Raw genomic sequence first — 12,353 nt, 5'->3', positions numbered from 1 at the left:
CAACGTGGCCAATCGTGCCGATGTTAACGTGCGGCTTGTTACGTTCAAACTTTGCCTTGCCCATCGGGCCTCTCCTTTATTCTAAATACAGGACCGGAAACCGGCCTCAATTGCTTACGAACCAGCGACGTCCGAGATGATCTTCTGCGCTTCAGCACGCGGCACTTCATCATAGTGATCGAAGAGCATCGTGAACTGGGCGCGGCCCTGCGACATGCCGCGAAGGTCGGACACATAGCCGAACATGTTGACCAGCGGAACGAAGGCCTTGACCACGACGGCGTTGCCGCGCGGTTCGGAACCCTGGATCTGGCCACGGCGAGAGTTCAGATCGCCGATCACGTCGCCCATATAGTCTTCCGGCGTGACAACTTCCACTGCCATGACCGGTTCCATCAGGCGTGGATCGCCCTGGCCCTTCAGTTCGCGGAACGCAGCGCGGGCTGCGATCTCGAAGGCGAGGACCGAGGAGTCGACATCGTGGAAGGCGCCGTCCGTCAGCGTGGCCTTGAAATCCGTCACCGGATAGCCAGCCAGCAGGCCGTTTTCCTTGGCACTTTCCAGGCCTTTTTCGACGCCCGGAATGTATTCCTTCGGAACAGACCCGCCAACAATCTTGCTTTCGAACACGAAGCCCGAACCCGATTCCAGCGGCTCGAAGTCCAGCTTCACGCGAGCGAACTGACCGGTACCACCGGACTGCTTCTTGTGCGTGTAGTCGATCTGGGCAGCGCGGCCGATCTTCTCACGGTAAGCCACCTGTGGCTGACCGATATTGGCTTCGACCTTGAATTCGCGCTTCAGGCGGTCGATCAGGATGTCGAGGTGAAGCTCGCCCATGCCTTTCATGATCGTCTGGCCGGATTCGAAATCGGTCTCGACGCGGAACGACGGATCTTCTGCAGCAAGGCGCTGCAGGCCAACCGACATTTTTTCCTGGTCAGCCTTGGTCTTCGGCTCAACAGCGATCTCGATCACCGGATCGGGGAACGTCATCGTTTCGAGCACGACAGGCTTGTTCGGGTCACAGACCGTATCCCCGGTCGTGGTTTCCTTCAGGCCGGCGAGTGCAACGATGTCGCCTGCATAGGCTTCCGTGATCTCGTCCTGCTTGTTGGAGTGCATCATGACCATCCGGCCGACACGCTCTTTCTTGCCCTTGGTCGAGTTCATGAAGCTGTCGCCCTTCGACAACGTACCGGAATAGATACGCGTGAAGGTCAGCGTGCCCATGTAAGGGTCGTTCATGATCTTGAAGGCGAGGCCCGAGAAAGGCTGCGCATCATCTGCGCGGCGCTCGATGTTGCGGACTTCTTCTTCATCACCTGGCGCAAAGCCCATGTAAGGCGGCACGTCGAGCGGGCCCGGCAGGTAGTCGATGACAGCGTTCAGCATTGGCTGCACGCCCTTGTTCTTGAACGCGGAACCCGCCATGACCGGCACGAAGGACATGGACAGCGTGCCCTTGCGGATCAGCGACCGCAGGGTAGCTTCGTCAGGCTCGTTGCCTTCGAGATAGGCTTCCATGGCCGCGTCGTCCATTTCGACGGCAATTTCGATGAGCTCGGAGCGCATCTCTTCGGCCTTCTCTTTCAGGCTGTCGCGAATCTCGCGCACGACCCAGCTTGCGCCGAGGTCTTCACCTTCCCAGACCCATTCCTTCATGGTGACCAGGTCGACATGACCTTCCAGCTCGGTCTCAGCGCCGATTGGCAGCTGGATCGGAGCCGGGATCGCACCCGTGCGGTCCTTGATCATGTGAACGCAGTTGAAGAAGTCTGCGCCGATCTTGTCCATCTTGTTGACGAACACGATCCGCGGAACCTTGTAGCGGTCAGCCTGACGCCAGACGGTTTCGGTCTGCGGCTCGACACCGGCGTTCGCATCGAGAACGCACACAGCGCCATCGAGCACGGCCAGGGAGCGCTCGACTTCGATCGTGAAGTCAACGTGTCCGGGCGTATCAATGATGTTGAAGCGGAATTTCGCTTCGTCCGGCGTGTCGCCGTAAATGCCCGATGGGTTTTCGCCATCTTCGGTGCGGAACCAGAACGTCGTGGTCGCAGCGGACGTGATCGTGATGCCACGCTCCTGCTCCTGCTCCATCCAGTCCATCGTGGCAGCGCCATCATGGACTTCACCGATCTTGTGGGACTTGCCGGTGTAGTAAAGGATGCGTTCGGTCGTGGTCGTTTTGCCAGCATCAATGTGAGCCATGATGCCGAAGTTACGATAGCGATCCAGCGTATATTCGCGGGCCATGAGATAAACCTTCGTGTCTGGTTTCCGGGAGGAAGTTCGGAGCGATTTTCGGGCGCGTTACCCGCAATCGCTCCGCAGTTCCAGTGCTGATTACCAGCGGTAGTGTGAAAACGCCTTGTTGGCGTCTGCCATGCGGTGTGTGTCTTCCCGCTTCTTCACGGCATTGCCGCGGCCCTGAGAGGCATCCATCAGTTCGCCGGCGAGGCGCTCACGCATGGTGTTCTCATTGCGGCCAGCGGCAGCAGCGGCCAGCCAGCGAATGGCGAGAGCCTGACGGCGCTCGGTGCGGACTTCAACCGGAACCTGGTAGGTGGCACCCCCGACGCGGCGCGAGCGCACTTCGACGGACGGGGCAACGGCTTCGAGGGCTTCATGGAAGACTTCGACCGGGTTCTTCTTGGCGCGGCCTTCGACCAGGTCAAACGCACCATAGACAATACGTTCGGCAACGGACTTCTTACCGTCGCGCATGATCTGGTTCATGAACTTCGAGACAATGATGTCCTTGAACTTCGGATCAGGAAGGACTTGGCGCTTCTCAGCAGAGTGACGACGAGACATGCTTCGGCTTCCTTACTTAGGCTTCTTCGCACCATAGTGCGAACGGCGTTGCTTACGGTCTTTGACGGGTTGGGTATCCAGGGCACCACGCACGATGTGATAGCGCACGCCCGGAAGGTCTTTCACGCGGCCGCCGCGGATCAGCACAACGGAGTGCTCCTGCAGGTTGTGGCCTTCGCCGGGAATGTAGCACAGCGATTCGAAGCCGGATGTCAGGCGCACCTTGGCCACTTTACGAAGCGCGGAGTTCGGCTTCTTTGGCGTGGTCGTGTAGACGCGCGTACAAACGCCGCGACGCTGTGGGCAAGCCTTGAGGGCCGGTGTCTTGGTACGCGTCGGCTTTGGCTGACGCGGTTTGCGAATAAGCTGTTGAATCGTTGGCATTCGGGCCTTCTGTCTCTTTTGATCTCAGTGGCCCGATGGGCCGGTAACGAATGATGCCCCGAATGCCGAGAATGGCTTCCGGGACGGACGAAAACTTGGGGGCCAGATTGACCGGAACCGCCTGTTCCGGTGCGGCAGTCAGCCTTTTCAAGCTTCCCACCTCTCTGACGATTGGTGGCGTTTAAGCCTCTCAGGGGCTGGCGTCAAGGGCGGGGTGCTGTCTGGCTACAGCTGTTTCGGGCCCGTGATGGTCTCCTCAAAAGGGCAATCCGATCCGCTGGACGCAGGCCGCCTCTTCCACACTCCCCTCCCCGGCCCGCAAGCGGGCCTCCAGCGCGGCCAGATCGGGGTCAGTCACGCCGCCTTCCGCAGAGGCAAAATCGCCGAATCGGAGCAGGTCTCGACAATCTGCCCGGGCCCAGCTGTCGCCCGCCAGGACCGCAATCATGCCGATCGCCAGCACGGCGCAGGCGGCCCCGATCATGTCCTTGCGATCAAACTGCGAACTGCGCATGGCGCTCCCCGATCAGGCTTTCCAGTGCGGGCCAGAATGCAGGCCCAAAAGCAGGAAAGCCCGCCAAGACTGGCAGGCTTTCCCAAAAGGTACAAGCTGGAGGCCCGGCCTATTCGGCGGACGTTTCCGGCTCTGGGGCCGGCAGCGCGGCCGTCGTTTCCAGCGCTTCCTGCTCCTTGGCGGCCGCAGCGGCGCGCTTGGCACGCAGCTTCTGGTCGCGGTCGGCGGCAACGCGGCGGAACTGGCGGATGCCCCCACCCGTACCGGCCGGGATCAGGCTGCCCACGATGATGTTCTCCTTGAGACCTTCCAGCGTGTCGATCTTGCCCATGAGCGCCGCCTCGGTGAGGACGCGGGTGGTCTCCTGGAACGAAGCTGCCGACAGGAAGCTGCGGGTCTGCAGGGAGGCCTTGGTGATGCCCAGCAGGAGCGGGTTGGCTTTCGCCTCGACCTGATCCTTCTTGCGGGATTTGCGCACCGCTTCATTGGCCTGTTCGAACTCGATCACGTCGACATGCTCGCCCTTGATCAGCGCTGTGGAGCCCGGATCGGTGATCTCGACCTTCTGCAGCATCTGACGTACGATCACTTCGATGTGCTTGTCGTTGATCGGCACGCCCTGCAGGCGATAGACCTTCTGCACTTCGTCGATCAGGTAATTGGCGAGCGCCTCGACGCCCAGCGTCAGCAGGATGTCCTGCGGGGCCGGGTTACCGTCCATCAGGTATTCACCACGCTTGATGAAGTCCCCGTCCTGAACGGCAAGGTGCTTGCCTTTCGGCACCAGGTAATCGATCTGCTCGCGATCTTCCTCCAGCGGAACGATCGAGACGCGACGCTTGTTCTTGTAATCGCGACCATAGACGACCTTGCCGTCCACTTCCGCGATGATGGCGTGGTCCTTCGGACGACGCGCTTCGAACAATTCGGCCACACGCGGCAGACCACCGGTGATGTCCTTGGTCTTCGCGCCACCGGTCGTGACACGGGCAATCGTGTCACCGGCAGAGATCGTGTCGCCGTCTGCGACCGACAGGATTGCGCCCACGGACAGCAGGTAGACCGCATCGGAGCCATTCGGCAGCTTCACCGGTTCGCCATCCTTGCCGATGATCTGAACCGACGGCTTGATGTCTGCCGACTTGATGGCGGAACGCCAGTCGATGATGACCCGCGACGAGATGCCGGTGGCTTCGTCGGTTTCTTCGCGGACAGACACGCCGTCGATCACGTCGACCAGCTTGATCTGGCCAGTGACCTCGGAAACGATCGGCTGGGCAAACGGGTCCCAGTCGGCCATCAGCGTACCGGCCGGAATCTTCTGGCCATCCGTGACCATCAGGCGCGTACCATAGGCCGGGCGGAAGGACTGACGGGTGCGACCATCGCTGTCCACCAGTTCCACCTGCATACGACGTCCGACCACGATCAGCGACTTGTCCTTGCGGGCAACGATCTCGGCATCCTTGAAGCGGATCGTGCCTTCGAAGCTCGATTCCACCGAGGACTGGTCAGCCACCTGGGCCGCCCCACCAATGTGGAAGGTCCGCATGGTCAGCTGGGTACCCGGCTCACCGATGGACTGGGCCGCGATGACGCCGACGGCTTCGCCGCGGTTGACCACGGTGCCGCGTGCCAAGTCACGACCATAGCACTGGACACAGATGCCGTTCTTGGCTTCGCAGGTCAGGGCCGAACGGGCCTTGATCATGTCGACGCCGGCTTTCTCGATCGTGTCGGCTAGATCCTCGTCGATATAGGTGTTGGCCGGAACGACCAGTTCGCCTTCGACATTCTTCACGTCGATGGCCGTGACACGGCCAAGGATGCGCTCTGCCAGGGAGACGACCACATCGGCGCCTTCCAGGACAGCCGCGATATCGATGCCGTTTTCCGTACCGCAATCATCTTCGTTGATGATGCAGTCCTGGGCCACGTCAACGAGACGGCGGGTCAGGTAACCCGAGTTCGCCGTTTTCAGAGCCGTATCGGCCAGACCCTTACGGGCACCGTGCGTCGAGTTGAAGTATTCAAGGACGGTCAGGCCTTCCTTGAAGTTCGAGATGATCGGCGTCTCGATGATTTCACCCGACGGCTTGGCCATCAGGCCGCGCATACCGGCCAGCTGTTTCATCTGGTTCTTCGAACCACGTGCACCGGAATCAGCCATCATGTAGATCGAGTTGACCTGGGCTTTCCGGTCGCCCTTGGCAGCCTGTGCCTCAGCGGCCGAATCCATCATGGCGTCAGCAACCTTGTCGGTACAGGTCGACCAGGCGTCGACCACCTTGTTGTACTTCTCACCACGCGTGATGAGACCGTCAGCATACTGACGCTCATACTCGGAGACCTGCTCCTTGGTTGCGTCGACCAGTTTCTGCTTGGCGGCCGGGATGACCATGTCATCCTTGCCGAACGAGATGCCGGCCTTGCAGGCTTCACGGAAGCCCAGCTCCATCATCTTGTCACAGAAGATCACCGTCGCCTTCTGGCCACACAGGCGATAGACCTCGTCGATGATCTTGGAGATCGTCTTCTTGGTCATCGTCGTGTTGACGAGGTCAGGCTGGATGCCTTTGAAGCGTGGCAGGATGTTGGCGATCATGAAGCGACCGGCCGTCGTGTCAATCACACGGCGCCATGAATTGCCTTCATCATCGACGCCTTCATACATCGCCTTGATCTTGGAGTGCAGGCTGATGTGACCATTGTCGAGCGCCTGCTCGATTTCGGCGACGTCGGTGAACATCATGCCTTCGCCCACTTCGCCATCGCGGTCCAGCGACAGGTAGTACAGGCCAAGGACGATGTCCTGCGACGGAACGATGATCGGCTTGCCGTTGGCAGGCGACAGGATGTTGTTCGTCGACATCATCAGGACGCGGCACTCAAGCTGGGCCTCAAGGCTCAGCGGCACGTGCACGGCCATCTGGTCACCGTCGAAGTCGGCGTTGAACGCGGCGCAGACCAGCGGGTGCAGCTGGATGGCCTTGCCCTCAATCAGCTTCGGCTCGAATGCCTGGATGCCGAGACGGTGCAGCGTCGGCGCGCGGTTCAGCAGAACCGGGTGCTCACGGATGACCTCGTCCAGGATATCCCAGACTTCCGGCTTTTCCTTTTCGACCAGCTTCTTGGCAGCCTTGACGGTGCCCGCCAGGCCCTTGGCGTCGAGACGCGCATAGATGAACGGCTTGAACAGCTCCAGCGCCATCTTCTTCGGCAGGCCACACTCGTGCAGCTTCAGGCTTGGGCCAACCACGATGACCGAACGGCCGGAATAGTCGACGCGCTTGCCGAGAAGGTTCTGACGGAAGCGGCCCTGCTTGCCTTTCAGCATGTCGGACAGCGACTTCAGCGGGCGCTTGTTGGTGCCCGTGATCGTGCGGCCGCGACGGCCATTGTCGAACAGGGCGTCGACGGATTCCTGCAGCATCCGCTTTTCGTTCCGGATGATGATGTCCGGCGCGCGAAGTTCCATCAGGCGCTTCAGGCGGTTGTTCCGGTTGATCACGCGGCGATACAAATCGTTGAGGTCGGAGGTGGCAAAGCGGCCGCCATCCAGCGGGACCAGCGGGCGCAGATCCGGTGGGATGACCGGAATCACGTGCAGGATCATCCATTCCGGCTTGGCGCGCGATGTCAGGAAGGCATCGACGACTTTCAGCCGCTTGGACAGTTTCTTGGTTTTCAGCTCGGACGTGGACTCAGCCAGCTCCTCGCGAAGCGTCTCGGCCAGGACCGGCAGCTCCAGGGCCTGCAGCAATTCGCGGATGGCTTCCGCACCGATCATGGCGGTGAACGCGTCCTCGCCAAGCTCGTCCTGCTTGTCCATGTATTCTTCTTCGGTCAGCAGCTGACGCGGCTCCAGCTCGGTCAGGCCCGGCTCGATGACGATATAGCTTTCGAAGTAGAGCACGCGCTCCACATCCTTCAGCGCCATGTCGAGCAGCGCGGAAATCCGGGACGGCAGCGACTTCAGGAACCAGATGTGCGCAACCGGCGCAGCCAGATCGATGTGGCCCATCCGCTCGCGGCGCACGCGCGCCAACGTCACTTCAACGCCGCACTTCTCACAGGTGATGCCGCGATACTTGATGCGCTTGTACTTGCCGCAAAGGCACTCATAGTCCTTCGTCGGGCCGAAGATACGGGCACAGAACAGGCCGTCCCGCTCCGGTTTGAAGGTCCGGTAATTGATGGTTTCAGGCTTCTTGATCTCGCCTGAGGACCAGGACCGGATCTTTTCCGGGCTGGCGATAGAGATACGGATCGCCTCAAAAGTGGGCGACGGGGTATTCGGGTTGAAAATGCTGGCGACGTCCTGGCGCATGGGTGTCTGCTCCTTGGGTGGGCGGTTGTTACGGGGCTGGCGGGCCCCTGCCCTATGAAATCTCAGTTTCGTCCGGGTCGCCCCGCCGGTCTGGCGGGGCTATCCGGTTGGTATCAGCTCTACTCGGCGGCGACGGGGGTATCCGCGTCGTCATTGCCCGAACCTTCTTCGATCAGTTCGACGTTGAGGCCGAGCGACCGCATTTCCTTGACGAGCACGTTGAAGGATTCCGGGATACCGGCTTCGAACGTATCGTCGCCGCGAACGATGGCCTCGTAGACCTTCGCACGGCCGGCCGTGTCATCGGACTTCACGGTCAGCATTTCCTGCAGCGTGTAAGCGGCGCCATAGGCTTCGAGTGCCCAGACCTCCATCTCCCCGAAGCGCTGGCCGCCGAACTGGGCCTTGCCGCCCAGAGGCTGCTGCGTGACGAGCGAGTAAGGTCCGGTCGAACGGGCGTGGATCTTCTCGTCCACCAGGTGGTGCAGTTTGAGAAGATACTTGTAGCCCACCGTGACAGGGCGCGAGAACTGGACCCCGGTCCGGCCGTCGAACATCTTGACCTGACCCGACGAGTCGAGACCCGCCCGTTCCAGCATCGCGTTGATGTCGCTTTCGCGGGCACCATCGAACACCGGCGTGGCCATCGGCACACCATTGCGAAGGTTTCCGGCGAGTTCGATGATCTCGCCATCTTCTGCCGGCAGCTCCTGCTCTTCACCATAGGCGATCTTCAGGGCTTTCTTCAGGCCTTCGACATCATTGTCCTGATGGAACTCGTCGAGCGCGTTCTGGATGATCCGGCCAAGACCACGGCAGGCCCAGCCTGTGTGGGTCTCGAGGATCTGACCGACGTTCATCCGCGATGGAACGCCCAGCGGGTTCAGAACGATATCGACCGGCGTACCATCTTCCAGGAACGGCATGTCTTCCTGCGGGTTGATCTTGGAGATAACCCCCTTGTTGCCGTGACGGCCGGCCATCTTGTCGCCCGGCTGCAGCTTGCGCTTCACGGCCAGGAACACTTTGACGACTTTCATCACGCCCGGTGGCAAATCATCGCCGCGCTGGACCTTCTCAACCTTGTCGTTGAAACGGGCCTCCAGCTCGCTGATCGATCCGTCGAACTGGTCGCGCAGGGCGTCGAGGTCGGCTTGGGCCTTCTCGGACTTCAGGGCGATGTCCCACATCTGGGTTTCGCTCAGCTCGTCCAGGGCGGACGCGCTGATCTTGCCCGGTGTGAAGCCTTTCGGCCCGGCTGCCGCTTCCTTGCCCGTCAGCAGGTCGCGCAGACGGTTATAGGTGTTGCGTTCCAGGATGGCCTGTTCGTCTTCTTTGTCTTCCTGCAGCTTCTCGATCTGCTCACGCTCGATCTGAAGGGCACGCTGGTCCTTGTCGATGCCGTGGCGGTTGAAGATGCGAACATCCACGACCGTACCGGCGTCGCCCGGAGGCACGCGCAGCGAAGTGTCCCGCACGTCAGAGGCTTTCTCACCGAAGATGGCGCGGAGGAGTTTCTCTTCCGGCGTCATCGGGCTTTCGCCCTTCGGCGTCACCTTGCCGACGAGAATGTCGCCAGCTTTGACTTCGGCGCCCACGGCCACGATGCCGGCTTCGTCGAGGTTGCGGAGCGCTTCCTCACCGACGTTCGGGATGTCGCGGGTGATTTCTTCAGGGCCGAGCTTGGTGTCACGGGCCGCGACTTCGAATTCCTCGATGTGGATCGAGGTGAAGACGTCGTCTTTCACGATCCGCTCGGAGATCAGGATGGAGTCCTCGAAGTTGTAGCCGTTCCACGGCATGAACGCGACGAGCACGTTGCGGCCGAGGGCCAGATCACCAAGGTCCGTCGACGGGCCGTCAGCGATGATGTCGTTCTTGGAAACGACGTCGCCCACGCGCACGATCGGACGCTGGTTGATACAGGAGTTCTGGTTCGAGCGGCGGAACTTCGCGAGGCGGTAGATATCGACGCCCGATTTGGAGCCTTCGAGATCTTCCGTGGCACGGACCACGATCCGCATGGCGTCAACCTGCTCGACCACACCGGAGCGGCGGGCCGTGATGGCTGCGCGGCTGTCACGGGCCACGACGGCTTCCATGCCGGTGCCGACGAAGGGCGCTTCCGACTGGACCAGTGGCACAGCCTGGCGTTGCATGTTCGATCCCATGAGCGCGCGGTTGGCGTCATCGTTTTCGAGGTACGGGATCAGCGAGGCAGCCACCGAGACAACCTGTTTCGGCGAGACGTCCATGAACTGGATGTCGTCGCGCGACACCATGGTCGCTTCGCCAGCCACACGGGCGTTGACGAATTCATTGGCCAGCATCCCCTTCTCGTCGACCGTCGCATTGGCCTGGGCGATGGAATAGATGCTCTCTTCCATGGCCGACAGGTAGACCACTTCATCGGTCTGCTTGCCGTTCACGACCTTGCGGTACGGGCTTTCGATGAAGCCGTACTTGTTGACGCGGGCATGGGTGGCCAGCGAGTTGATCAGGCCGATGTTCGGGCCTTCCGGCGTCTCGATCGGGCAGATCCGGCCATAATGGGTCGGGTGCACGTCGCGGACTTCAAAGCCGGCACGTTCGCGGGTCAGGCCGCCCGGTCCAAGCGCAGACAGGCGGCGCTTGTGGGTGATCTCGGACAGCGGGTTGGTCTGGTCCATGAACTGCGACAGCTGCGAGGAGCCGAAGAATTCACGTACCGAGGCCACAACCGGCTTCGCATTGATCAGGTCGTGCGGCATCACGGTATCGATATCGACCGAGCCCATACGTTCCTTGATCGCGCGCTCCATGCGCACGAGGCCGATGCGGTAATTGTTTTCCATCAGCTCGCCAACGGACCGGACGCGGCGGTTGCCGAGATTGTCGATGTCATCGACTTCGCCCTTGCCGTCCTTCAGGTCGAGGATGACCTTCATGACGCCGATGATGTCTTCGTGACGCAGCACGCGCATGTCGTCCGCAGCGGATTCATAGCCGGGCACGCCGACATTCAGGCGCATGTTCATCTTCACGCGGCCAACGGCCGAGAGGTCATAGCGCTCCGGATCGAAGAAGAGCTGGCCGAACAGGGCGTCAGCGGCGTCCTGGGTCGGTGGCTCGCCGGGACGCATCACGCGGTAGATGTCCGACAGGGCTTCGAAACGGGTTTCGTTCTTGTCAGCCTTCAGCGTGTTGCGCAGCCACGGGCCACGGCCGGAGGCGTCAATGTCGAGCACTTCGATCGTGTCGAGGCCATACTCGCGCATCTCGGCGATCATTTCCTCTTCCAGCATGTCGCCGGCTTCCCCGAAGATCTCGCCGGTTTCATTGTTCACGACGTCACGCGCCAGGAACTTGCCGACGAGGGCGTCGGACGGCACGAGGATCTCGTCCGTATCGGCTTCGGCGATCCGCCGCGCCTTCAGGGCGGTGATCTTCTTGCCGGCTTCAGCGACCGATTTGCCGGTCTTGGCATCGACCAGGTCGAATTCAGGCTTCACACCCTTCCACGCATCGGCGCGGAAGCCGGTGATCCAGCCCGCCTTGTCCATGCGATAGATGGAATTGGTGTAGAACAGGTCGAGGATCTGCTCGGTGTCATAGCCGAGCGCGTATAGCATCGTCGTGGCCGGCAGCTTGCGCTTGCGGTCGATCCGGATGTTCAGCACGTCCTTGGCGTCGAACTCGAAGTCGAGCCACGAGCCACGGTAAGGAATGATGCGGGCCGCGAACAGCAGCTTGCCGGAGGCGTGGGTCTTGCCCTTGTCATGGTCGAAGAACACACCCGGCGACCGGTGCATCTGCGAGACGATCACGCGCTCGGTGCCGTTCACGACGAACGTCCCCTTGTCGGTCATCAGCGGGATGTCGCCGAGATAGCATTCCTGCTCTTTCACTTCCTTGACGGAGCGAGCGCCGGTATCTTCGTCAACGTCGAACACGACGAGTTGGAGGCGAACCTTCAGCGGCGCCTGATAGGTCAGGTCGCGCTGGACGCACTCTTCCACGTCGAATTTCGGCGTTTCAAATTCGTAAGAGACATATTCCAGCGTCGCGCGCTCGGAAAAGTCGGAGATCGGGAACACGGATTTGAACACGCCGCCCAGGCCATCATCTGTCCGCTTGTCGGCGGATGTGTGCATCTGGAGGAAGTGTTCGTAGCTTTCGCGCTGAACCTCGATCAGGTTTGGCATTTCGATGGCTTCGGGAATGCGCCCGAAGGATTTGCGGATACGTTTCTTTTCCGTGAAGGAGAGTGCCATCCCAGGATCCCATTTTTTGTGTCGACAGCCACCGGGCTGACAACTTTAT

6 protein-coding genes are annotated in these 12,353 nt (G+C 61.0%); all 6 read right to left on the bottom strand.

What is annotated here, in order from left to right:
* Positions 1-114: 114 nt before the first annotated feature.
* A complete protein-coding gene (gene fusA, locus V7660_RS14200; protein WP_335603712.1) occupies positions 115-2,262 on the bottom strand; it encodes an elongation factor G in 2,148 nt (715 codons plus the stop codon).
* Between the two features lie 90 nt (positions 2,263-2,352).
* Positions 2,353-2,823, bottom strand: coding sequence for a 30S ribosomal protein S7 (rpsG, locus tag V7660_RS14195; protein WP_034812523.1), 471 nt, complete (start codon positions 2,821-2,823; stop codon positions 2,353-2,355).
* Between the two features lie 12 nt (positions 2,824-2,835).
* Positions 2,836-3,207 (bottom strand): 30S ribosomal protein S12, encoded by a 372-nt coding sequence (gene rpsL, locus V7660_RS14190; RefSeq protein WP_027837380.1) that lies wholly within the window; start codon positions 3,205-3,207, stop codon positions 2,836-2,838.
* A 256-nt stretch (positions 3,208-3,463) separates the two neighbouring features.
* The gene (locus V7660_RS14185) at positions 3,464-3,721 is read right to left on the bottom strand and encodes a hypothetical protein (RefSeq protein WP_335603711.1); all 258 of its coding nucleotides are present in this window, start codon (positions 3,719-3,721) and stop codon (positions 3,464-3,466) included.
* Between the two features lie 109 nt (positions 3,722-3,830).
* Entirely contained in the window at positions 3,831-8,051 is a 4,221-nt protein-coding gene (rpoC, locus tag V7660_RS14180; RefSeq protein ID WP_335603710.1) for a DNA-directed RNA polymerase subunit beta', read from the bottom strand.
* A 119-nt stretch (positions 8,052-8,170) separates the two neighbouring features.
* On the bottom strand, positions 8,171-12,304 hold the full coding sequence (gene rpoB, locus V7660_RS14175; RefSeq protein WP_335603709.1) for a DNA-directed RNA polymerase subunit beta: 4,134 nt from the start codon (positions 12,302-12,304) through the stop codon (positions 8,171-8,173).
* Positions 12,305-12,353: the final 49 nt, after the last annotated feature.

Source organism: Hyphomonas sp. (assembly GCF_036964145.1).
Taxonomy (GTDB): domain Bacteria; phylum Pseudomonadota; class Alphaproteobacteria; order Caulobacterales; family Hyphomonadaceae; genus Hyphomonas.
Note: the sequence above shows the minus strand (reverse complement) of the source record. Positions and strands in the feature narration are given on the sequence as shown.

Coding starts and splice junctions, on each gene's coding strand:
- fusA (WP_335603712.1), bottom strand. CDS start 2,262: ATGGCCCGCGAATATACGCTGGATCGCTATCGTAACTTCGGCATCATG.
- rpsG (WP_034812523.1), bottom strand. CDS start 2,823: ATGTCTCGTCGTCACTCTGCTGAGAAGCGCCAAGTCCTTCCTGATCCG.
- rpsL (WP_027837380.1), bottom strand. CDS start 3,207: ATGCCAACGATTCAACAGCTTATTCGCAAACCGCGTCAGCCAAAGCCG.
- V7660_RS14185 (WP_335603711.1), bottom strand. CDS start 3,721: ATGCGCAGTTCGCAGTTTGATCGCAAGGACATGATCGGGGCCGCCTGC.
- rpoC (WP_335603710.1), bottom strand. CDS start 8,051: ATGCGCCAGGACGTCGCCAGCATTTTCAACCCGAATACCCCGTCGCCC.
- rpoB (WP_335603709.1), bottom strand. CDS start 12,304: ATGGCACTCTCCTTCACGGAAAAGAAACGTATCCGCAAATCCTTCGGG.